The sequence below is a fragment of the Yoonia sp. SDW83-1 genome (genome assembly GCF_046762885.1).
In the GTDB taxonomy this organism is placed as follows: domain Bacteria; phylum Pseudomonadota; class Alphaproteobacteria; order Rhodobacterales; family Rhodobacteraceae; genus Yoonia.
Genome location: NZ_JBKQXO010000010.1, coordinates 117,947 through 139,156 on the forward strand (window position 1 = coordinate 117,947; position 21,210 = coordinate 139,156).

The window sequence follows — 21,210 nt, forward strand, 5'->3', positions numbered from 1 at the left end:
GCTATTGCATCTGCTGCAAGGTCCAGCCTTCGTCATCCAGAAACTGCAGGATCCCGTCATCGCCGATCAGATGTGCAGCACCGACAGCAACGACGATCTCATCATGCATCTGCGTTGCGTCGCGGATCACGGGCATCCAGTTGCGATTGCGGTCGATCAGCAGAGCGGCTTCGGTCTGGGCGAACAGGTCCTCGGCCTCGGCCGGATCGACGCCGGGTGTGGTCATGATCGCAAAGCGCGACATTTCCCATAATGTGCCCACGTCCCCGGCAAAATAGCGATCCAGCATGGCCACGAACATCTGTTTCTGGGCGTCAGGCGACAGCAGGTTGATGCGCAGCATGTCGATCTGATCCTCGATCGGGTCACTATTGAAGATATCAAACAGGGTGGTGACATCCTCAAGCGATTGCATCGGGACACCTGCATCTTCGGCGTCTTCCATGATCATCAGGTCCAGCCCCAGATCGCCGGCCATCATGCCTTGCATCGCGCAGGGCGGCACGGACAGCATGATCGACAGATACCAGGGCTGCATCTTGGCGGCCATGAATGGCGGGATAGACCGGGCGTTGGCCGCGTCAGCGATCAGCCCCCATGTTTCATCATCCACCAGATCGCGCAATGTCGGCCCTTCGTTGATAAACAGGATGCCAGGATCGGTGATCAGCAACTGTTCCAACGCTTTTTTGTCCTCTGGCGTGGCTTCAAGCATGATCAGGTCAGCCGATTGCACCGTGTCCTGGATGCGGGCGCGGATATCTTCCAGCCGTGGATCGTAGATATGCATAGTGCCGACGACGGTAACCCGCCTGTCATCTTTTGTGGCGGTCCACAGCAGCCCCTCGGCATACGGCATTTCAGCGGCGGCTGCGGCCAGCTCTGCCCGGTCCTGCGCTGACAGTTGGTCCAGATAGCTTTCACCGACGCATTGCGCGGCGGCGGGCAGGCCGATCAGGGCAAAAAATGTGGCAGCGAGGCGCAAAAGCATGATCATTCCTTGTAATGGCTGCCCTTAACCTAAGGATGACGCGCCCCGGGTCAATTACCCGAGGCGGTTTTGCAGGATCATCCGCTGGCCCATCCGGATCAACCAGCGACCAAACGTATCGCGCAAGGTTCGGCGTGGTGGCGGTACAACCTTTAGCTGTGGCCGTCCCAGCGCCGGTGCGCCTGATGGCAGCTCTACATCACCATCGCTCAATATCCACGGGGCCACCAATGGCGCCGGTGGCCAGCCCACGACTGCAGGGCTCAACCGCAAGCGTTCTGCGATCCCCCGCCGTTTGGCAGGCCGACTGTCGCTTTGGTGGTGTATGTCCGGTCCGATCTTGTGATCGACCGTAAAAAATGGGGGATGCATTTGTGTATCCGATCAGAATGTCGTCTTGGGAAAAATCAGCGGGCCATTCAGGGCCGCCGACATGCAATGCCGTGGCCTAGCACCAGGGGGTGAGGTTATCCTTTCTGAGCATTGCATTCTCCTTGATTCGTGATCGTGTTCGGGTGGTTTAACCCAAGGTCACCCGGTTCCCCAAGCATTTTTTTGGGTGGGATCCAGATGTGTGGGTTTTCGGTCAAACCAAGGACGACGCAAAGGAATACACGGTGAGATTGTTCTGCGTAAATAGTACAAAACATGAACACATGAGTCCATATCGATTTACCAACTGTCAGCGATTGAACGTTTTCGCTGGCGCGTTCAATCATTTTATTGACGGCAAATCAGCTCCTTGGCGGATATTCGGTAACTTGCCGAACAGGTCAAGAACAATGACAACCAGGCCGTCGAAGTCGGCAGTGGTGGCATGCTTGGTCAGGCCGAGTGTAACGCGATTCAGCGCAAAGAATAAGGCCCCCTGCAACATGCTGGGGGCCCGAAAATTTTGAAAAGTTTAAAATAGATCTTACCTACTAAAAAGTCTTTGTCCTTGTTCTACCCCAGAATGTTGATGATCATTGCCAACAACGCCACTGCGATAAAGGTTGTCGCTTCGGGGCCAAGAACACTCATAAAACGCATGAACTCTTTACCTCCCCACTCGTTACAAGACAGAGACTACGCCAAGCGCCTGCAGGGTTCTGTGCGTTTTGTCACTTAATCAGAAAAATTATGTCGAACTTTCGGAAAGTGCGTCGAGATCAAGGATTTCGATGCGCTGACGCGATGATTTGATCGCCCCGCGCTTGACCAGTTTGCTGATGGACCGGCTGACCATTTCCCGGTTCGCACCAATACTGCCAGCGATTTCGGCATGGGTTGGCGCATTGTTGATCACGGCGCCACTTGCCAGCTTGCCATGTTCTGCGGCCAGCCGCAGCAGGTAGGTGCCAACCCGCTGTTCCACAGACATGGTGGTCATTTCCATGTTGCGTTCAGTCAGCGTTCTGATCCGCGCGACAAGCTGCTGTGTGATCCGGTCACGCACCAACGGCACGTTATTGAACATCGCCAGAAAACTGTCCCGCTTCAGTGATAGCACCCGTGCCTCGGTTTTGGCGAAAACCGCGAGCGAACGGGGAATACCGTCAAGCGCGGCCAATTCCCCGAAATAGGCTCCTTCCGGAAAACGGGAAAAGACGATCTCGCGACCCTCATCTGTCCAGAAAACCGCCAAAATCGACCCGGACAACAGAAAGTAAAGATCAAACGATGGGTCTTGCTGGTCAAACACGGTTTGCCACGCCGCCAGCTTCTGTTCGCTGAAATTCAGGTTAATTCCGCTCAGATCAGCCGGGCTAAGCCCTTCAAAAAGCGGCAAATTATACGACAGAAGTTGTTCAGCGTTCATCCAGCGTCCAGCTTGCGTTGCGCCGGTGCCGCAGTGCGGGGCAGTGGCAGAGGGGTATGCCAGATGTGACCCAACGTCGCCCGATTGTCCATACATACTATGGTCTGATGCAGGAATGGCTCCGCCGGGCCAGTCCGCGTCACGCGCGCCAGTCAGTTGATCGAAATCACAATTTGCCCGTGAACCGGGCGATACAGATCAGTTTATCGGGATCGGATCCTTTGCTGAGTTGTCATCGAAAAGGCAGCTCCACGGTGCTGCAACACCGATGGAGAGTTGTGGTGCTGCGTTGACGCGAGCCGTCAGGCCAATTCTGCCGTGATGGCACTGACCGCCCGACATGAGCGGCAGATTGTCGACCAATGCGCCGTAACCCATCAGCCGTTGCCCATCGAAACGCTTGATCCGGCGCGCCGTCTTGGCGTCGGACCCGAATGCGTCGATCGCAGACAGGCTAAGCGTCAGGATCGGCAGCGCACCTGCACCGCCAATAGTATAGCTGAACCCCAGAGTTGAGACAGGCAGGGCTGCTGTAGACGCCGGCCTGTCGGTGATGCTGTCAATGGTCATCGACAAAACCTCGGGGCAGACTTGCGCCCGTTTGGCGAGGTCCGGCAGGCAGCGGCGCGTCGCATTTTGCATTTCAAAGTGAAGCGTGATCTGCCCGGTGGTGCCGTCAAAGCTGACCATCGTCGCCTTGGTGTTGTCACCCAAATCAGTGATCGACGGGCAGCCACCATCGGAACAGATAAGATCGGACAGATCAGATGCGGTCGGGGGCAGTTCAGCGGAAAGTGTGCAATGCAGGCCATCCGCGCTTTGGCGCAGCCCAAGCCACGCACCATATAGCAGGGGGCCTGTGCCTTGCGCGGCACTGATCACATCGCGCAGCGAGGATGGGGGCGTTTTTGCCCGAAGGCTGCGCATGATCCGACAAACCTCTGCCACCCGACTGGTGGGATCCGTGATGGGGTCGGCAACCTCGGTCGTCAGTTGCAAGTCCGGCTGACCAGAAGAAAACAGCATCTCGACAGGGGCGCCTGTCGCAGTCAACTGGCTGCGCCCCCAGGCCGCCCAGCCGCCGGGGTCCATAACACCGATATTGTGCAGCACACGCTCAAGCGCTTCACCCGCCTCGCCATGGCGGCGCAGATACCAGCACCAGTCAAGGTCGCTGCGTCCGGGAATGGCGGGGGAGAAGTTGAACATCGGGCCTCTCATTCTATTGGTTGGTTTCTGATTTTGGAAAGTGGCGCGCCGCAGTGGCGCGCCGTTTACTCGTTACCCTTCATGCAAGGCTAGCTTCGGGACGGGAAAATGCCTTGCAATGCGATGATGTAGTTGATGCAGAGCGATGGCTGCATGTTGTTGTGCGGTGCGCCGTCGCCGGCGGAACCGATGGTTTTGTCATTGAGCGGGATGTCCGGCTCGGCGGCGTCGTCAACCGGTGGAACATAGATCTTGGCCCGGCCAAGCGCGTCGCCGGGTTTGGGTGTGTTATGGGTGGCACGCTTGCAGACCGACATGTCATGGCGATGCGCGGGCATTTCTGCAGCTGTCAATGTGACGTCTTCCTGTCCCATGGCATCGCCGGGCTTGCGCGCCGTCAGCCCGTCCCCCTGGCCCGCATGAACCGGGGTGCGCCCCCGAAGATCAGGCAGCGCAAAGGTCGTGCGGCCATCGCCGCCATAGGTCACACCAAGAATGGCGAATAGGGCCTCATTCTGGGAAATCTGGACCAGCTGACCATCACAGAATGCCCATCCGCGCGGCGCGAAACTGCCCGCGAACAGCATTATCTGTCCGATAATTGGTTCCATTTTGTCCCTGGCTCCGTTGTACCCTGATGGAAGGCTATCCAATCAAGGTTGACTAAACGGTAAAACTTGCGGCGGGAACGGTCTGTGTCGCAGCGCACATTCGCCGGAGAAGTTAAGACAAAATTAACCTTGCGCTATGCCGCAATGGTGGTCGCTTGGGATCGGCAAACGCCCCTTCGATCATGGCGAAAACCCTCGCATTTACTGGGGTTTGAACGCCGTGAACCTCGCCACGCGCGACGATATGCCCGTTGAGCCATGCAACCTCAGACGCCCGCCCGAGTGCATAGTCATCAGCCATTGAGGATCGTGCTGCCGGATCGATCCGCAGCATGGATTGCGCGATCCGCAGGAAGATGAAATCGGGCAGCCGTAGCAGGGTCGGTAGGATGCGCGGATGCACCTTGCCCAACCGTTCCAGTCGGATGCCTTCGACGCGGGCCACGGCAAGCCCCTCGCTGATGCAGGCGGCCAGCACCCGCCGCCAGTTTCGATCTTCCAGCTGGGTTTTTAAGGGTAGGCCAGACAACGCGTTCAGCGCGTTGTTGAGGTTCATCAACAGTTTGGACCATTGCACGCCTTGCATGTTGTCATGGCAAAGTGCGGTCAACGGTGTGTTGCCCAGCGCATCGCAAAGCGCCCGCCCGGTGGGTCCGAGGATAATTTCGCCGTCGGTTGTCTGGCTGAAATGGTCAGGCCTGCTGCGCACGACGTTAAAGCCGACCATGCCCGGGGTGATCCGGTCAGGCCCCAGCGCCTGCCCCAGCATGTCGCAGTTGGTGACCCCGTTTTGCAGGCTGATGATCTGTGCCGTGTCCGGTGCATGGTCCAGGATGATCTGTGCCGCGCTGGCGGTGTCGGACGATTTCACGCAGAGCAGGATCATCGTCGCATCGGTCAGCGCCGCGGGGTCGGCGGTGACAATCGGGGTGCTGCGGTGGGGTGTGCCGTCCATTGCGCTGACGGTCAGCCCATTGGCCAGTGCGGTGACAAGCGTGTCCCGCCCGATCAGGGTGACCGGGTGCCCTGCTGCTGCCAGCATGCCGCCGACATAACAGCCGATGGACCCGGCCCCCAGAACCGTGATCATCCGGCGGCCCGCCCAGCCCGCCGCCCAGAATGGATACAGCCGCCAAGGAATGTACCCTCCAGTGCGTTGTTTCCGTGATAGCCGCCGCCGCCGAAACCCGCCGCCTCGCCCGCTGCATAGAGCCCGTCGATGGTTTTGCTACCCGGCGCGAAGACCCGCGCGTCAAGGTCGGTGTGGATGCCACCCAGTGTCTTGCGCGTCACGATATGCAGTTTGACGGCGATCAACGGTCCCTTGGTCGGGTCGAGGATCTTGTGCGGTTTGGCGGTCCGGATCAGTTTGTCACCCAGATAGTTGCGCGCGGTATGGATTGCGGAGATCTGCGCGTCCTTGGTGAAGGGGTTGTCGATTTGCGCATCCCGTGCGTCGATCTGTGCACGCAGGCGGGCGGGGTCGATCAGGTTGCCGCCAAGCTGGTTCATGCCATTGACCAGCGTGTCGAAATCATTGGCGACGACGAAATCCTCGCCCTTTTCCTTGAAGGCCTCGACCGCCGTTGTGGCACCCTTGCCCAGCCGTTCCTTGAGCACGCCCCGCCATTGCCCGCCGGTCAGGTCGGGGTTTTGTTCGGAGCCTGAGAGGGCAAATTCCTTTTCGATGATCTTTTGCGTCAGGACGAACCAGGTGTGGTCATGCCCGCGTCTGCAGATTTCATGCAGGGTCGACATGGTGTCGAAACCGGGCAGGCAGGGGGCTGGCAGCCGTTCGCCGGTGGCGTCGAACCACATGGATGAGGGGCCAGGCAGGATGCGGATGCCGTGTTTGGGCCAGATCGGATCCCAGTTATGCACCCCTTCGGTGTAGTGCCACATCCGGTCGGTGTTGATCAGTTCGGCCCCGGCATCGCGCACGATATCAAGCAGCAGCCCGTCCACATGTTCGGGCACGCCGGACACCATTTTTTCCGGCAGTGGCCCGGATTTGCTGGCGTCCCAGTTGCGCCGGACCAGATCGAAATTGCCGCCGATCCCGCCGGAGGTGACGATGACCTGATCACAGCGGATGTCAAAACAGTCGATCACGTCGCGGTTGGTGGCGGCCCCGCGTGCGGCGTCATCGGGGGCGAGGATGTCACCGGCGACGCCCGTGACCTTGCCGTTTGTGATGTCCAGCTGCGTGACCCGGTGGCGGAAGCCGAAGGTGACCTTGCCCGCCTTCTCTGCGTCCAGCACCCGGTCTTCGAACGGCTTGAGCACGCCGGGGCCGGTGCCCCATGTGATGTGAAAGCGCGGGATCGAATTGCCGTGCCCATCGGCAAAGCTGCCGCCGCGTTCGGCCCAGCCGACCACGGGAAACCAGCGCATGCCGAGGCTGTGCAACCAGGGCCGCATGTCGCCGGCCGCGAAATCAAGATAGGCGTTGGCCCATTCACGCGGCCAGTGGTCTTCGGGCCGGTCGAACTGGGCTGAACCCATCCAGTCATTCAGGGCCAGCGCGTGACTGTCCCTGATCCGCAGCCGCCGCTGTTCGGGCGTGTCGATCATGAAGAGCCCGCCGAGCGACCAGAATGCCTGTCCGCCGAGGTTCTGCCGCCCTTCCTGATCAAGGATCGTGACGGTTTTGCCCCGGTCGATCAGTTCATTGGCGGCAACCAGCCCGGCCAGCCCGCCGCCGATGATCACCACATCGCTTTGCATCATGCCGCCCCCTTTGTGGCCCGCCGCATCAGGTAACCGCCGGGCAAGGCCCCCAGATACATCAGAATACCATACATGGCCGCAGGCAGGGCGATGGCTGGCAGCGCCTCTGGCCCCGCATGGATAATCCCGGCGAGCGTGATGCCGAGGGTGGAGTTCTGGATGCCGGTTTCCATCGCGATGGCCGCCCGGTCACGCACGCCAAGCCCGGCGCCGGTGGCGATGGCCCAGCCAAGGGCCAGCAGTACCACGACCATGCAGAATGTCAGCGGGGCGAGGGTGGCCAGATTGGCGGTGAACACATCCCATGATGCGGCCAGCGCCCCAATGACGATGACGACGAAGAGGATGGTGGCGAGGACGGATACCGCCCCTTCGATCCGCCCGATAAATGTCGGGGCCACCGCCCGCAGGATCATGCCCAGCACGACTGGCACCGTGGTAATCGCGAACATGGCGAGCGCAAGGCTGGTGATGTTGATGTCCAGACTGCCCGCATCCATGAACAGTCCCGCCCAGAAGACGACGAGGATCGGCACGGTTACCACCGACAAAAGGCTGATCAGCCCGGTGAGCGAGATAGAGAGCGCCAGCGTGCCGCCCACCAGTTTGGTCAGGATGTTTGAGGTGACGCCGCCCGGGCAGACGGACAGGATCATGATTCCAAAGGCGAGTTCGCCTGACATGCCGAAGATCATCACGAAGCAGTAGGCGACCAAAGGGATCAGGACCACCTGCGCGAACAGGCCCGCGATCAGGGCGCGGGGCTGCCGGATGATCCGGACGAAATCGCCGACGGCCAGCCCCAGCCCGAGTGACAACATGATGATCCCGAGGGATATCGGCAGGAAGATTGAAATGAGCGCGTCCATGGCGATGATCCCTGTCGTTTACTTTTTGTTGTGGATCATAGTTGCGGTTGTGCCGGGCTTGTCAAACGACGGTCAGGTTTCCGTTACGTCGCCGCATCATTCTCCTTTCCAGACAGGTGGTCGTTTTTCGATGAAGGCCCGCGCGCCTTCTGTTGCGTCCGCGCTATTACCGATCTTGCCAATGATCTGATCATTGGACGGCCATTGGGCGATATCCATCTCCTCGTAGGCGCGGGTTGCGATCTCAAGCGTGCCACGAACGGCCAAGGGGGCGTTTTGCGCAATCTCAGATGCCAGCGCCTTGGCTGCGGTCAGGGCCTCGCCATCTGGTGTGACCTTGTTCAGCACACCCCATTGCGCCATTTGATCGGCGCCGTAGGGTTTGCCGGTCAGCAGCAGTTCATTGGCCAAGGCGCGGGGGATGTAGTGCGGCAGCCGGATGGCCCCGCCTGCGCCGGGGATCAGGCCGATCCGGACCTCTGGCAAAGCGAATTGGGCGGATTGGCCGGCGATGGCCATGTCGCAGGTCAGCATCATCTCGAACCCGCCGGCCAGTGCGGCGCCTTCGACGGCGGCGATGACCGGTTTGGTCCGGGGCCGGTTTACGAAGCCGGCAAACCCGTATTTGCCGAACAGGATCTTGTCACCGGCGCCTTCGGCGAAGGCCTTGAGGTCCATGCCTGCGCAGAACAATTTGCCTGCGCCGGTCAGGATGGCGGCGCGCACATCCTTGTCGCCTTCGGCCCGGTCGAATGCGTCGCGGAGGGCGTCGCAGACTGCCGGGTTGATCGCGTTGCGTTGATCGGGACGGTTGAGGGTGACAATCGCGACGCCGTTTTCGGCGTGGTAGAGGACCGGTTCATTGTTCATCTTCTGCTTCCTTTTCGGCGCGGGCGCGCAAGTCTGCGCGGATGATCTTGCCGGTGGTGGTCATCGGCATGTCGTCGATGAAACGCACCACGCGGGGAAATTCGTAGGCGGCGAGTTTGGTTTTGACGTGGGCGGCGATGTCGCTTGCCAGATCATCGGACGGGCTGTGCCCGGCGGCAAGCTGAATGTAGGCCGCGACGATTGTGCCGCGGATCGGGTCGGGTTTACCCACGACCCCGGCGAGTTGCACGGCAGGATGGGTGAGCAGGCAATCCTCGATCTCGGCCGGGCCGATGCGGTAGCCGCCGGAACTGATGATATCGTCGTCGCGCCCGATGAAACGGATCCGGCCGGTGGGGGTTTTGCAGCCCTTGTCGCCGGTCAGCAGCCATTTTTGACCATCGATGGTGATGAATTTGGCGGCGGTCGCTTCGGGCTTGCTCCAATATTCCAGAAACATCACCGGGTCGGGCGCGCGCACGGCGATGCTGCCTTCCTCGTCCGTGTCACAGATGCGCTGGGCGTTTTCATCAATGATATCGACCGTGTGGCCCGGCACCGCAAAGCCCATGACACCTGGTTCTGCCGGTTCCAATGCGGCGCAGGATGATACGATCATGTTACATTCTGTCTGGCCGTAGAATTCGTTGATGGTGGTGCCAAAGACTTGCTGCCCCCAGGCGATCAGTTCCTTGCCCAGCGTCTCACCACCGCTGGCGACGGACCGCATCGGCACCGGTTCGGCGGGTGTATCAAGCCGCATCAGTTTTAAGGCGGTCGGCGGCAGGAAGGCGTTGCGGATATTGTGTGCGCGGATCAGGTCGAACGCGGCGCGCGCGGTGAATTTGCGGAACCGGCAGGCCACAACGGGGACGCCATGGTGCAAGGCGGGCATCAGCACGTCGAGCAGGCCGCCGATCCAGGCCCAGTCCGCCGGGGTCCAGATCCGGTCGCCGGGTTGGGGAAAGAAATCATGGCTCATCTCGACCCCCGGCAGATGGCCAAGCAGGACGCGATGGGCGTGCAATGCGCCCTTGGGGGCGCCGGTGGTGCCGGAGGTGTAGATCAGGATCGCGGGATCGTCGGACTTGGTCGGTACCGGAGTAAAACTATCAGATTGCGCAGTGGTGAGCGCGTGCAGGTCTTCGGCACCATTGCTGGCTCCGTCAATGCTCAGAATGATGGACAGATCGGGAAGTTGGTCACGCAAGGTTGCCAACACAGCTGCACCGTCTGCATTCGTGATGACGGCACTCGCTGCGGAATCCCGCAGGCGGTGCAAAAGCGCGTCCGGCCCAAACAGCGTGAAAAGCGGCAGGGAAATGCTGCCCATCTTAGTGATAGCAATATGCGCGACCGCAGTTTCGACACACTGGGGTAACAGCACGGCAATGCGCGATCCTTGCGGCACATGGCCGGTCAACGCGTTCGCCAGTTGGTTCGACATGCGGCGCAGATCCGCGAAGGTGTGGACAACAGATCGACGGTCAGCAGCTACATCGATGATGGCTGGGCTGTCAGGGGTGGTGGCTGCAGGTCTGTCGCAGATATCCACGCCAATATTGTAGTATTCGGGGATCGCCCAGCGAAACGCATCTCGCGTTTCTGCTATCGTTGGCTGTTGGTGCAACACGCTGCCCTCCCCGCAAGAAAAATGAACAGGCGTTCAGTTAAAGTCAATGCGAGGACACGAGAATCGCAACGTATTGATTCGGCTGAGATATTGCGTTTTTCTAGCAGAGGTTGTGCGTGGGATCGGCATTATCCCGCTTAAGCGCCAAATTTCCGCAACGTCAGCCTAAAAATAGATAAATATTTCTTTTTCGGCATGATTTCCGTAAAGCCCTTATTTTATTGAGTAAATGTCGATAATTTACTATGGGTTAAGTATGTCAAGCCGCAAAAAATGGGGTAATCCCGCAACATTAACCGAAGATGAACAAGGTGTTTTCTGACCGTTCATGATGCACCTTTCATACCGGTTTTAACGGGTTCTTAATGTCTTTGGGGAGGCAGGACAGAACAAGTACCGGATTATGGAGTGTTACATGTTTATCGGGCAGTTCCCCACAGACGAATGCGTCGCAGTCGATCAGACGGATTGCGTGACCCATATTTCCAGCCATCGCAAGTTCATGGCTGGCAAGCGCGATGAGGGCAAAGATACACCGCAACGCTCCAAACCGATCGAGATCGATCCTTTTCCCAAGGTTGATGATATCATTGACCGCTTGACCAGCGACACAGAAGTTGCTGATCTGCGCATCAGAGCCAGATCATAGGGGACGACGTTTTTATCTCGTGTGAAATTGGTGGGGGCCAGTTAAATAGTGAGCTACCATGAAATCGTGGCTGCCGACATTCGTGATGCTAACGTGGTTAGCGCCTTCGGCATCGTTTGCCGACATCCAGGAGCTCTCTCAAACCGAGCTGCGGTCCGTTGTTGCGTCTTCTGACGTTATTGCAACGTCACGTCTGATCAACGGGGTCGAAAGATATACCGGTGGTCAGGTCGTCGAAGTACGTGCATTTCTGGTTGATGGTATCCTCGCCTACCGGGCGCTTGTTCGCCAGCCCGACGGTCAGCTTGGAACGATCATGGTCGATGGCAGCACCGGACACGCAATTACACCTACATCTCGCGCTGGACGCCAAGTAACCGAGCTTTCACGCACGCCAAGCGCCGTTACGACTGCAAAGGAGTCCAACGGAAACGGTCGCAACACGTCCAGTGGCCTGCTGAATCGCGGCAATAGCAATGGCGGCGGGAACGGCAATGGCAACAATGGCAACGGCAATGGCAATGGCGGCGGCAGCGGTTCCGGAAGCAACGGAAACGGTGGTGGCAACAGCGGCGGTGGAAACGGCGGCGGCAATAGCGGCGCCGGAAGCAACGGCAACGGCGGTGGAAACAGTGGCGGCGGCGGCAACGGCCGTGGCAATAACGGCAACGGAAACGGCAATGGCGGCGGTAGCGGTGCCGGCAGCAACGGTAACGGTGGTGGCAACAGCGGCGGCGGGAATGGCCGCGGAAATGGCCGAGGATAACGCCAGGTCAGCCAAAAACTTGCCCCAAAAAAGACATTAGGGCAGATTAGCCACATCGTTATGCGTATATTACTTGCAGAAGACGAGCATGTGCTCGCAAGCCAAATTAAAAGCGTTCTTTGCTCAGAAGGCCGTGTTGTTGACGTTGTCCATGACGGTGCCGAGGCCCAGTTTCTGGGAGAGACGGAACCTTACGACGTCATCGTTCTGGACATTGGCCTGCCCCAACGTGACGGCCTGACCGTTCTCAAGAATCTGCGCGCCAAGCAGATCGACACGCCGGTACTGATCTTGACGGCGCGCGATGGATGGTCCGACAGGGTTGACGGACTTGATGCCGGTGCTGACGATTATCTGACAAAACCGTTCCACATGCCTGAGCTGTCAGCCCGTGTAAGGGCCATGATCCGACGCAAGTCGGGCCAGACAAATCCCGTGTTTGAAAAAGGTAATGTGGTCTTTGATACGCGCAGCAACCAGGTGACGTTGAATGGTATTCCGGCTACATTAACGGCCCAGGAAATTGCGGTTCTGTCCTACCTGTTCCATAACTCGGATCGTCTGGTGTCCCGGACCGAACTATCGGAGCATATCTACGAATACGATGGCGACCGGGATTCCAATACCATCGCTGTCTTCGTCAACCGTCTACGCAAGAAGCTGGGCAACGAACTCATCGAAACTGTCAGGGGCCGCGGCTACGTCATCAAAGTTGCTGCATGAGGTCCTTGCGGACTCGGGCTGTTGTCGGCGGGATTATTTGGGCGATCTGCTCCATCCTCATCGGCGTCTTCGGGCTTGCATCATATCTCGATACTCAGACACAAGCGCGCTTTGACGAGCTATTGATCACGCGCCACACACAAGCCGTGATCGAAGTCGCCAACGCCTATGAAAATCCAGATCAAATCGCAAACCGCATCGGTGATCCGGCTTATCGGCAGCCCTTCTCTGGCCAATACTGGCAGGTGGAAGGCCCTGATGGCGGAATTTACGTTTCAGCCTCTTTGGTTGATACGCTTTTGCCGCGTCCGGGTCCGCAGATCGGCCGCATTTCCATTGGCAACTTTGTCGGCCCGACAGGCGAGCGGCTGCGCCGGATCGAAGAATGGCTTACGCTGGAAGATGGGTCGGTCTGGCATGTGCAGGTGGCAGCATCGTTGCAAAGCCTTTTTGAAGATAGAGCAAAGCTGCGCGGTAATCTGGTTCTGGCTTTTGGCCTGATCGCAACGCTAGGCGTCATGGGGGCGTTCCTTCAGGCGTCAACGACCTTGCGCCCCCTCAACGACCTGCGCCGCGATGTGCTGTCGCGCTGGGATACCGAAGGTGATCTGGATGCGGCTGCTTATCCAATGGAGGTTGCGCCCCTTGTCACAGACATCAATACGCTTTTGGAACGGAACCGCGAAATCGTGAGCCGCTCGCGGCGTCAGGCGGCTGATTTGGCGCATGCAGTAAAAACGCCTTCGGCCGTCGTGCGTAACGAACTGGAAAGGCTTGCAAAGGCGGGGCAGCCGATGGGTGCGTCGATTGAGGCATTGGACCGTCTTGATGCCCAGTTGAAACGGTCATTTGCCCGTATGCGTGCGGATGGAGGCAGTGCGGCCATGCACACCTACACCGATCTCGATACCTCGCTGGGCCGCATGACCCGCGCCTTCAGCGCGCTGGCACGCAATCAGGATAAAGCACTCACTTCCGCCATTGCTCCCGGTCTGCGGGTTCGGATGGACCAGAACGATTTTGAAGAGGTCATTGGCAATCTGATGGATAACGCGATGAAATGGTCAGAGAGTACGATCCACATCGCGGCAAAACAGGCGGATGATGAGGTTGAAATCCTGGTTGAAGATGATGGCCCGGGCATTTCCGAAGATGATTATGGACTGGCCACTCTCAGCGGGCAGCGGTTGGATACGTCCAAGCCGGGTACGGGGCTGGGTCTCGCAATCGCGGCCGACCTTGCCCACGCATATGGTGGCAAGATTTCTTTGGGCGAAGCGCGGGAACTTGGCGGGCTCCGGGCCATGGTCCGGCTGAAAACCTCCGGTCTGTGACACCACCTCATCATCGCGCTGGCCCTACAGGCCCCACAACGCTAGACACTGGCGGCAAATCATCGGGGCCAAATAATGCGGAAACTGACATTTCTGGTGCTCATCCTTGGCGCGCTTTACAGCGGATACTGGTTCTACGGTGCCCGTTCGGTTGAGCAGGGCGCGTTGCAAGCCATCGAACAGGCGCAGCAAGACGGGTGGGGCGTGTCCTACAGCGCCCTGCAGACGGTTGGTTTTCCGTCGCGCTTCGACACCAGCGTCACCGACCTGACCTTAACAGCTGCAGATGGCCTTTGGTCTTGGCAAGCCCCGTTCCTGCAGGTCTTCGCGCTCAGCTACCAGCCCAACAAGGTGATTGCCGCCTTCCCGCCCGATCACAGCCTGCGTTTGGGTGATCAGACTCTACAGCTAATGACGGAGGATTTCCGCGCCAGTGCAGGGGTGAAGGCCAACACCGATCTATCGTTTGACGCGGCCACGATTGAAAGTGGCGCGCTGTCGGTTATGTCGGATTTCGGCTGGGTTGCAGCGATTGAGCGGGCATTGATTGCCACCCGCGCCACCGATGCGCCTAATACCTATGATGTTTACATGGATGCAGATGGTCTAATCTTGCCGGCCGACCTGATTGCCCAGATTGACCCCAAAAACCAACTGGCTGATGTGATTGATCGTTTGGTTTTTGACAGCCACGTCACGCTTGATCAACCATTGGATCGACACGCTGCGAACCCCCTTGCACAGTCTTTCACCTTGAACAGGTTTGCCATTGACTGGGGCGATGTCGCCCTGACCGCCGCAGGAACCATTGATATTGATGCGCTGGGCGTGCCTGATGGCCGGATCACAATCAAAACCGATCAATGGCGCGAGATTATTGATCTGCTGGTGAATGCCGGCGCGATCCAACCCGGCGTGGCCCCGACGATCACCAATATGGCCAGCACCATGGCGCAAGAGGGCCAGACGCTGGAACTGCCGATCAGTTTTCAAAACGGATTCATGTCAGTTGGGCCGTTGCCCATTGGACCGGCGCCGCGGCTGCGTTAGTCTCGCCCGAACAAACCTGTCAGTGCCCGGCGCACCAATGCTGTCACAGACGGCCGCTTGGCCAAGTGGAACGGTAGTGGTCGGCAAACCTCAATCGCTGCCACACCAACCCTCGCCGTCAGGGCACCGTTCACGACGCCCTCACCAAACCGGCGCGATACTTTAGACAGCACGCTGCCACCGGCCACTGATCCGATCAGATCATCGCCTACGGCTACGGCACCGGTCGCGACCAAATGGGTCAGCACGGATCGGGTCAATCGCCAACTGCCCAACGTTCCGGCACGCCCGCCATAAACCTCGGCAATCCGGCGGATCATCCGCAGATTGGCTGTCAGTGCAGTGAACAAATCGGCCAAGGCAATGGGCACAATCGCCGTGACGGTGGCCACTTGCCGGGCCGCCGCCTCGACCTCGCGCATCGCGCGGGCGTCCAGTGGCGCGATTAATGTCGTTTCAGCGAGGCCCAGTAACCCATCAGCATCAAGTATATCGGCCTGCCGATCGCCCAGTTCGGCACGGCCCCAAGCCGTGTCTTCGCGCGCCGCATAAAGCCGGTCGAGCGACGCGATTACTTCCCGGGCCCCTTTCAGGTCGGATGCAGCCAAAGCGTCGGCCGCCTGATGCTGGATCGTGTCGAGACGGCGCAATCGGCCAAAGGCCGCCAGTTCCCGCAAGGCCACGACAAGCAAAACCAGTACCAGCAAAATCACTAACGCAGTTGCAATCCCGCCAAGGATGACGGACCGCTCCAACAACCCGGTGACGTAATCCCATGCAGCAAGCGAGGCGACAAAGCCGATCAGCGCCACCGCCAGTGACCAGAACCATCGCGCCAGGCGGGACGGACGGCGGGCCGCCAATGCGGCGACCTGTTGCATCGCTGCCGCCTTTTCAGGGCCGACAATGTCGGGGACTGCAGGGGCAGCCTCTGGCTTGGCGGCTTCGGCGTCTTCGAGATCGATCAGAACAGGTCCACGGCTCATGATCCAGCCCTCCAGACATAGCGGATATCGGGGACCTGTTCCTCATTTCCGGACCCGTCCGTAAACCTTTCGGCGACAAACCCGTGTCGTTCATAGAACCGGCGCGCGCGCGTATTTGGCTGAAAACACCACAATGACAGCTGGTCTGACCGCGTCTTCATCTTTTCCAGCAAGGCAGAGCCGATACCAAGGCCCCGCGCCGCGGTTGCTAGATAGAGTTGACTGATCTCTGCACCGTTGCGCACGATAAATCCTTTCACGTCGCCATCATCCACGACGATAACATCATCCTTTTCAACGGCTTGGCCGATGAACCACCGGTCCTCTTCGATCGTATGCAGACGTGGTACAAATGGCGTCGCCGTGAACCAGTCACCGATAATCTGCGCCATGGCCTTCACGTCCTGATTTGTTGCCGATCGCAAAATCATAGGCGATCACCGAGGAGGAACTGCGCGGCTTTGTCCAGCCGAATATGGGGCGGTCCGTCGCCCGGGCGCAGGGTTAGTGGCGCAGGCGCAAAGTTCATGATGCTGTAATCCGCATCCAGCCATTTGTCCGACCCTTCACGCGCCGGGGCCAACAGATGTGACGGATCGGCGGGCAGCTTGCCGGGGTAGAACGCCGCCTGTTTGCCGTTTTCCAGCAATCGCCCCCGCACCACATCCAGCGGGCCATCCCGGTGCTCCACTGTTTCTTCGACCGTCGTGCGCAAGGCGGCAATCGACATTGCGGCGGTCTTGGCCCCTGCGAAATCGGCCCGATCCTTTGCCTCGCGCAACAGCGCCTCGGTGATGGCGGTCAGTTGCGGGTGCTGGCTGTGGTGCAGATGGTCGGCCTTGGTGGCCGCAAACAGGATGCGTTCCACTTGCCGTCCCTGAAAAATCCGGGTCAGGAAAGCATTTCGCCCGGGCCGGAACGCCCCCAAAATGCGTGCCATGGCGGTGCGCAGATCATTCAGCGCAGCGGGGCCTGCATGGATCGCGCCCAGCACATCGACCAATACGATCTGCCGGTCGATCTTGGCAAAATGATCGCGAAAGAATGGTTTGACGATGTTGCGTTTGTAGCTTTCAAAGCGTCGCTCAAACTCGCGCCCCAGCGATCCGCTGGGGAAACTGGCGCCCTCCAGGGGTGCAAATGTCAGCACAGGTGATCCGGCCATGTCGCCGGGTAGCAAAAAACGTCCGGGCGAACAGTCTGAAAACCCCGCCTCGCGCGACGCTTTCAGATGCGCGGTATAGCTTTCGGCCAGGGCCAGCGCTACGGGCTCGTCCAGTTTTGCAGATGCGTCGCTGTCTGCAACTGTGGCTAGATAAGTATCACCGCCGGGCCGCCCCTTGGCCCGCTCCAATGCCCCTGCGGACCAGTCCTGATATGTCTGATCCAGCAGGCCAAGATCCAACAGCCATTCGCCGGGGTAATCCACGATATCGACATGTACGGTACGTGGCCCGGAAAAACCGGACAGCAATCCGCTGGGCTGGACCCGCAAGGACAGGCGCAACTCGCTGATACGGCTTGTCCCTTCGGGCCATGAGGGTTCGGGTGCGGTCAGCCGGGTCAAATGTGCTTCATAGGCAAAACGGGGCACCGTATCATCTGGCTGCGGTTGTAGATAAGCGGTGCGGATCGCACCGTTGGCCGCGGCGGCCAGACCGGTCATACGACCACGATCCATCAGATTTGCCACAAGTGACGTGATGAACACCGTCTTGCCAGCTCGGGACAGGCCCGTGACCCCCAGCCGGATGACCGGATCGGCGAAGGGCGCGGTCAGCGTATCGGCCACGCCTTCGATACCGCGTGCGATCTGATCGGCGATTGTTGCGATGACCACTGGCTGCCCCTTTGACCTTTGCGATGCAAGATAGGGCTGCCGGACCGGGTTGTGTAGGGATTGATTTTGCCGGGGCGCGGCCCTAAGCCACCGAAATGCCTCGTTATGCTCTTTTGGTTGAATATCATGGTGCCCCGTTTGCAGGCTGGCAGCGGCAGACGGACCTGCCGTCGGTGCAAGGCGCGATTGAACGGGCGCTGGGCAAGCTGGAGCCGGGCGATCACACGATTGCTGCTGCGGGGCGGACTGATGCGGGAGTTCATGCCACAGGTCAGGTCGCCCATTGCGATCTGGACAAGGATTGGGACCCGTTCCGGCTTTCAGAGGCGTTGAATTACCATCTGAAACCCGACCCCGTTGCGATCCTTGCTTGCGCGCAGGTTCCAGATGATTGGCACGCCCGTTTCGATGCGGTCGAGCGGCAATACCTGTTCCGCCTGATCTCGCGCCGGGCGCCGCTGACGTCAGAGGCGGGACAGATGTGGCGCGTGAACCATGAATTGGACGCAGACGCGATGCAAAAAGGGGCTGACAGGCTGGTGGGCCATCATGATTTCACAACCTTCCGGTCCTCCATTTGCCAAGCCAAAAGCCCGGTCAAGACACTGGACGAACTGAGGGTCGAAACGATCCCCAGGCGGTTCGGTATGGAATACCGGTTTCACGTGCGGGCGCGGTCATTTCTGCATAATCAGGTGCGCAGCTTTGTCGGCACGCTGGAGCGGGTCGGTGCCGGGGCATGGACACCTGATGATGTCACGGCCGCACTCGAGGCGAGGGACCGTAGCAGATGCGGCCCGGTCAGCCCGCCGCAAGGCCTTTATCTGGCCGCGGTCCGCTATCCGACCGATCCGTTCGCCTAGTCATTGTCAGTCAGGCCAGCGCCAGCCCCACCTGCGCGCGAAGTATCTGAGGCCGGCACATAGGTCTTGGCGGCCAGAGTCGCGAAAGCGTTCCAGATTTCGGCAGGCACATCGACCGGGCCCATCACTGGGTCCGGTGTCGCAAAGCCGATCTTTTCAATCAGTGTTCCATCAGCCTGCACTTGTACCCCCGCCTCTGCCAGCATCGCGATGACCAGCGACAGATGGCTGGGGCGGCACAAACGGACCTTGCGCACGCCGGTGGCAAACCCGTCTTTGACAATCGGGGCAGTCATCGCCGCATGGCCCGCCTTGATCACCAGCCGGTCACCGCCCCATGCCACATCAACCGCCTCTTGCGGTTCGGTTAGCGCGTCCACGATCGGCTTCAGTGCTTCCCGATGCCCAGCCATATGCACGGCGGTGCGTGCGAGATCATCGGCCTGTCCCACGGGGATACCGGCGCCAAGCGCGGCCTTGTGGACGATGGCGCCCACTTCGCTGAGCGCGCGCATCATGACGGGGCCACCGGCAGCCACCAGTCATCGGCATGGTCCAGTTCGTCAAATAACGGTGCGCCTTGCGCCAATGTGATCCGCGTCCACAGATCAGATTTGGGGTCGAACTTGGCAGCCCCAAAAAACGCTAGTTTACAACGCAGAAGGTCGATGGGTAGGCAATCTGCATCAATCAGGTTGTCGCGGATTTCGCCGTAAGGATGGCGTTCCAGCGTCTGCACCCGGCGGACCGCTGCACGATGGCGCGGAAACTCCGCCAAAAAGGTCGCCACATTTCCCGCAGCGGTTAGATCGGTCGCCAGTGCCTTTACCTGCCGGGCAATATCCAGCGGCGTTTCCAGCTCTGCACCTGCTTCGCTGTGGCGATGACCCAGTCGCGGCTCCAGTTTTTCCTCAGAGACATACCAGAAGCGGGCGCAGGCCTGGGGATCATCAAAGTCGACGGCGCAGGCCCAGGCCCAGTCGCGATCAATCAGATCCCGTAATTTCTGACAGGGCATGCCGGGGTCAAGTCGCGGGACAAACGGCGTAGCCATGCAGCAGGTCAATTCGTCAATAAGGTCGCCAAATGGTTCCAGCATCAGCGCGATGATCAACTCTTGCGTATCAACCGACCATTGGCTGCTCTCTCTGATGAACCGATCAATGGGCCGTTTTGCCATCAATGCATCGGGGGTCAGCGCATCAGCGAAAGCAGGCCATTCGCGGCGTATGATGGCGATCCGTTCGGCGGCCAGCGGGTCTGGTACGTTCCATTCCGCCAGATGCTGTGCCGCACGGGCCACCAGTTCATAGATACGCGAGATGTCGTGCGGTTCCAGTTGCGCAATAGCGCGCACGCGGGCCAGTGCAATCTCGCGAACCTGTATCCAGGCATCCAGCAACAGCGGGTGGTTCACCAGAAACGGGGCCATACCAAGACCGGTTGCATTGCCAATCCCTAGATGGCGCTTGGTCGTGCGGTCGAGTGCGGCGCACCCGACATGTTCCACCAGATCATGTGTGAAACCACGGATCAGCCAGATCGTCAGCATTTCAGCCATGAAAGGTCCGTCCAGACCAGGACGTTCGGCAATATGGGTGCGATCTGCAATGCCGAATTTTCCGTTGCCGTAAACGGCGGTTGTGCGCATCAGATAGCCGGTCTTGTGGACCAGATCGGGATCGGGCTGCCGCCCCGCCCGTAGGGCCTGCACTACATGATCAAACAGGCGGACGGATTTGTTGGCCCGGCTCAGAACAAGATCGCGATGGGTAAAGCGCGCGGCCTCTTGCAGTGGTGCGTTGGCGACGATCCGATCAATCTCGGCCTGGTCCGGAATACCGTCATAAAGCACATAGGTCGTATCCCACGCCGTCGCGATCACCCGGTCGGTGCGCATTTCATCCGGCAGTTCCGTAGAAACAGCTACCAGTGCATAGTTATGGCTGCGAAACCGCAAGGTATAGACTGCGTGACCAAACCCTTTTGCGTCAATCTCCCATACCCGGCGATGCACCTTGACGTTATCAGCGCCCAACGCCCGCATCAGGCTGCGCAGAAATGACAAACGAGTGGGGAAGCTCGCGCCAAGTCGGCGCAAGCGCATTACGGTGTCAGGTTGCCGCAGCGGGACCTGTGCGGGTGAGCTGTGATCCTTCATTCCGCGCAGACTAGCGCCACCTTGCGACGGGACCTAGCCAAAAAGTGACGATGAGCTTGTGTGAATTCGTGTGGAACCTGTGGCGGTTAGCGGGGTTATCCTTCAATATGGGGTTGGGTGACAA

At 59.4% G+C, this 21,210-nt stretch carries 22 protein-coding genes; 6 read left to right on the plus strand and 16 right to left on the minus strand.

Annotated features, from left to right (window positions below):
- Position 1 precedes the first annotated feature (1 nt).
- The 11 genes from ACFWW4_RS14270 to ACFWW4_RS14320 form a co-directional block, all read right to left on the minus strand.
- Positions 2-991 carry a TraB/GumN family protein gene (locus ACFWW4_RS14270; RefSeq protein WP_411891478.1) on the minus strand — a complete coding sequence of 330 codons (990 nt, stop codon included), beginning with the start codon at positions 989-991 and terminating at the stop codon, positions 2-4.
- A gap of 54 nt (positions 992-1,045) precedes the next feature.
- Positions 1,046-1,363: a hypothetical protein gene (locus ACFWW4_RS14275; protein WP_411891479.1), complete on the minus strand. Its 318-nt coding sequence runs from the start codon at positions 1,361-1,363 to the stop codon at positions 1,046-1,048.
- A 343-nt stretch (positions 1,364-1,706) separates the two neighbouring features.
- Positions 1,707-1,868 (minus strand): hypothetical protein, encoded by a 162-nt coding sequence (locus ACFWW4_RS14280; RefSeq protein ID WP_411891480.1) that lies wholly within the window; start codon positions 1,866-1,868, stop codon positions 1,707-1,709.
- Positions 1,869-2,111: 243 nt separating this feature from the next.
- Complete coding sequence (locus tag ACFWW4_RS14285; RefSeq protein WP_393933767.1) at positions 2,112-2,792, minus strand: Crp/Fnr family transcriptional regulator; 681 nt, start codon at positions 2,790-2,792, stop codon at positions 2,112-2,114.
- Positions 2,793-2,990: 198 nt separating this feature from the next.
- Positions 2,991-4,001 (minus strand): hypothetical protein, encoded by a 1,011-nt coding sequence (locus ACFWW4_RS14290; RefSeq protein WP_411891481.1) that lies wholly within the window; start codon positions 3,999-4,001, stop codon positions 2,991-2,993.
- A gap of 89 nt (positions 4,002-4,090) precedes the next feature.
- On the minus strand, positions 4,091-4,612 hold the full coding sequence (locus ACFWW4_RS14295; protein WP_411891482.1) for a phage tail protein: 522 nt from the start codon (positions 4,610-4,612) through the stop codon (positions 4,091-4,093).
- A 112-nt stretch (positions 4,613-4,724) separates the two neighbouring features.
- Positions 4,725-5,702, minus strand: a complete 978-nt coding sequence (locus ACFWW4_RS14300) for a 2-dehydropantoate 2-reductase (protein WP_411891483.1) — start codon at positions 5,700-5,702, stop codon at positions 4,725-4,727.
- A complete protein-coding gene (locus ACFWW4_RS14305; protein WP_411891544.1) occupies positions 5,699-7,339 on the minus strand; it encodes an FAD-binding dehydrogenase in 1,641 nt (546 codons plus the stop codon). Before ACFWW4_RS14305 ends, ACFWW4_RS14300 begins: the two co-directional genes overlap by 4 nt.
- Complete coding sequence (locus ACFWW4_RS14310; protein WP_393933775.1) at positions 7,339-8,211, minus strand: bile acid:sodium symporter family protein; 873 nt, start codon at positions 8,209-8,211, stop codon at positions 7,339-7,341. Before ACFWW4_RS14310 ends, ACFWW4_RS14305 begins: the two co-directional genes overlap by 1 nt.
- 96 nt (positions 8,212-8,307) lie before the next feature.
- Entirely contained in the window at positions 8,308-9,081 is a 774-nt protein-coding gene (locus ACFWW4_RS14315) for a crotonase/enoyl-CoA hydratase family protein (protein ID WP_411891484.1), read from the minus strand.
- Positions 9,071-10,714, minus strand: coding sequence for an AMP-binding protein (locus ACFWW4_RS14320; protein WP_411891485.1), 1,644 nt, complete (start codon positions 10,712-10,714; stop codon positions 9,071-9,073). Before ACFWW4_RS14320 ends, ACFWW4_RS14315 begins: the two co-directional genes overlap by 11 nt.
- Before the next feature lie 415 nt (positions 10,715-11,129).
- Here ACFWW4_RS14320 and ACFWW4_RS14325 point away from each other — a divergent pair, with 415 nt between their 5' ends.
- The 5 genes from ACFWW4_RS14325 to ACFWW4_RS14345 all read left to right on the plus strand — a co-directional run bounded on the left by ACFWW4_RS14325 (position 11,130) and on the right by ACFWW4_RS14345 (position 15,236).
- Entirely contained in the window at positions 11,130-11,363 is a 234-nt protein-coding gene (locus ACFWW4_RS14325) for a hypothetical protein (RefSeq protein ID WP_411891486.1), read from the plus strand.
- A 58-nt stretch (positions 11,364-11,421) separates the two neighbouring features.
- Positions 11,422-12,129, plus strand: a complete 708-nt coding sequence (locus tag ACFWW4_RS14330; RefSeq protein WP_411891487.1) for a hypothetical protein — start codon at positions 11,422-11,424, stop codon at positions 12,127-12,129.
- A gap of 60 nt (positions 12,130-12,189) precedes the next feature.
- A complete protein-coding gene (locus ACFWW4_RS14335) occupies positions 12,190-12,852 on the plus strand; it encodes a response regulator transcription factor (protein WP_393933785.1) in 663 nt (220 codons plus the stop codon).
- Entirely contained in the window at positions 12,849-14,186 is a 1,338-nt protein-coding gene (locus tag ACFWW4_RS14340) for an ATP-binding protein (RefSeq protein WP_411891488.1), read from the plus strand. Before ACFWW4_RS14335 ends, ACFWW4_RS14340 begins: the two co-directional genes overlap by 4 nt.
- Before the next feature lie 75 nt (positions 14,187-14,261).
- Entirely contained in the window at positions 14,262-15,236 is a 975-nt protein-coding gene (locus ACFWW4_RS14345; RefSeq protein ID WP_411891489.1) for a DUF2125 domain-containing protein, read from the plus strand.
- On the opposite strand, the gene ACFWW4_RS14350 is transcribed toward ACFWW4_RS14345, so the two are convergent.
- Genes ACFWW4_RS14350 through ACFWW4_RS14360 form a run of 3 tightly spaced genes read right to left on the minus strand, consistent with a single transcriptional unit; the run spans position 15,233 to position 18,062 of the window.
- On the minus strand, positions 15,233-16,222 hold the full coding sequence (locus tag ACFWW4_RS14350; RefSeq protein WP_411891490.1) for a YcjF family protein: 990 nt from the start codon (positions 16,220-16,222) through the stop codon (positions 15,233-15,235). The genes ACFWW4_RS14345 and ACFWW4_RS14350 overlap by 4 nt on opposite strands.
- A complete protein-coding gene (locus ACFWW4_RS14355) occupies positions 16,219-16,614 on the minus strand; it encodes a GNAT family N-acetyltransferase (protein WP_411891491.1) in 396 nt (131 codons plus the stop codon). Before ACFWW4_RS14355 ends, ACFWW4_RS14350 begins: the two co-directional genes overlap by 4 nt.
- A gap of 35 nt (positions 16,615-16,649) precedes the next feature.
- Positions 16,650-18,062 carry a YcjX family protein gene (locus ACFWW4_RS14360; protein ID WP_411891492.1) on the minus strand — a complete coding sequence of 471 codons (1,413 nt, stop codon included), beginning with the start codon at positions 18,060-18,062 and terminating at the stop codon, positions 16,650-16,652.
- 95 nt (positions 18,063-18,157) lie between these two features.
- Between ACFWW4_RS14360 and truA the strand changes: the two genes are divergently transcribed.
- Positions 18,158-18,925 carry a tRNA pseudouridine(38-40) synthase TruA gene (gene truA / locus ACFWW4_RS14365; RefSeq protein ID WP_411891493.1) on the plus strand — a complete coding sequence of 256 codons (768 nt, stop codon included), beginning with the start codon at positions 18,158-18,160 and terminating at the stop codon, positions 18,923-18,925.
- Here the strand turns inward: truA and ACFWW4_RS14370 are convergent.
- Together ACFWW4_RS14370 and ACFWW4_RS14375 are read right to left on the minus strand one after the other, a co-directional pair.
- Positions 18,922-19,443 carry a hypothetical protein gene (locus ACFWW4_RS14370; protein WP_411891494.1) on the minus strand — a complete coding sequence of 174 codons (522 nt, stop codon included), beginning with the start codon at positions 19,441-19,443 and terminating at the stop codon, positions 18,922-18,924. The two genes, truA and ACFWW4_RS14370, sit on opposite strands and share 4 nt — an antisense overlap.
- The gene (locus tag ACFWW4_RS14375; protein WP_411891495.1) at positions 19,440-21,086 is read right to left on the minus strand and encodes a hypothetical protein; all 1,647 of its coding nucleotides are present in this window, start codon (positions 21,084-21,086) and stop codon (positions 19,440-19,442) included. Before ACFWW4_RS14375 ends, ACFWW4_RS14370 begins: the two co-directional genes overlap by 4 nt.
- Between the last annotated feature and the right edge of the window lie 124 nt (positions 21,087-21,210).

Coding starts and splice junctions, on each gene's coding strand:
- ACFWW4_RS14270 (WP_411891478.1), bottom strand. CDS start 991: ATGCTTTTGCGCCTCGCTGCCACATTTTTTGCCCTGATCGGCCTGCCC.
- ACFWW4_RS14275 (WP_411891479.1), bottom strand. CDS start 1,363: ATGCATCCCCCATTTTTTACGGTCGATCACAAGATCGGACCGGACATA.
- ACFWW4_RS14280 (WP_411891480.1), bottom strand. CDS start 1,868: ATGTTGCAGGGGGCCTTATTCTTTGCGCTGAATCGCGTTACACTCGGC.
- ACFWW4_RS14285 (WP_393933767.1), bottom strand. CDS start 2,792: ATGAACGCTGAACAACTTCTGTCGTATAATTTGCCGCTTTTTGAAGGG.
- ACFWW4_RS14290 (WP_411891481.1), bottom strand. CDS start 4,001: ATGTTCAACTTCTCCCCCGCCATTCCCGGACGCAGCGACCTTGACTGG.
- ACFWW4_RS14295 (WP_411891482.1), bottom strand. CDS start 4,612: ATGGAACCAATTATCGGACAGATAATGCTGTTCGCGGGCAGTTTCGCG.
- ACFWW4_RS14300 (WP_411891483.1), bottom strand. CDS start 5,702: ATGATCACGGTTCTGGGGGCCGGGTCCATCGGCTGTTATGTCGGCGGC.
- ACFWW4_RS14305 (WP_411891544.1), bottom strand. CDS start 7,339: ATGCAAAGCGATGTGGTGATCATCGGCGGCGGGCTGGCCGGGCTGGTT.
- ACFWW4_RS14310 (WP_393933775.1), bottom strand. CDS start 8,211: ATGGACGCGCTCATTTCAATCTTCCTGCCGATATCCCTCGGGATCATC.
- ACFWW4_RS14315 (WP_411891484.1), bottom strand. CDS start 9,081: ATGAACAATGAACCGGTCCTCTACCACGCCGAAAACGGCGTCGCGATT.
- ACFWW4_RS14325 (WP_411891486.1), top strand. CDS start 11,130: ATGTTTATCGGGCAGTTCCCCACAGACGAATGCGTCGCAGTCGATCAG.
- ACFWW4_RS14330 (WP_411891487.1), top strand. CDS start 11,422: ATGAAATCGTGGCTGCCGACATTCGTGATGCTAACGTGGTTAGCGCCT.
- ACFWW4_RS14335 (WP_393933785.1), top strand. CDS start 12,190: ATGCGTATATTACTTGCAGAAGACGAGCATGTGCTCGCAAGCCAAATT.
- ACFWW4_RS14340 (WP_411891488.1), top strand. CDS start 12,849: ATGAGGTCCTTGCGGACTCGGGCTGTTGTCGGCGGGATTATTTGGGCG.
- ACFWW4_RS14345 (WP_411891489.1), top strand. CDS start 14,262: ATGCGGAAACTGACATTTCTGGTGCTCATCCTTGGCGCGCTTTACAGC.
- ACFWW4_RS14350 (WP_411891490.1), bottom strand. CDS start 16,222: ATGAGCCGTGGACCTGTTCTGATCGATCTCGAAGACGCCGAAGCCGCC.
- ACFWW4_RS14355 (WP_411891491.1), bottom strand. CDS start 16,614: ATGGCGCAGATTATCGGTGACTGGTTCACGGCGACGCCATTTGTACCA.
- truA (WP_411891493.1), top strand. CDS start 18,158: ATGCCTCGTTATGCTCTTTTGGTTGAATATCATGGTGCCCCGTTTGCA.
- ACFWW4_RS14370 (WP_411891494.1), bottom strand. CDS start 19,443: ATGATGCGCGCGCTCAGCGAAGTGGGCGCCATCGTCCACAAGGCCGCG.
- ACFWW4_RS14375 (WP_411891495.1), bottom strand. CDS start 21,086: ATGAAGGATCACAGCTCACCCGCACAGGTCCCGCTGCGGCAACCTGAC.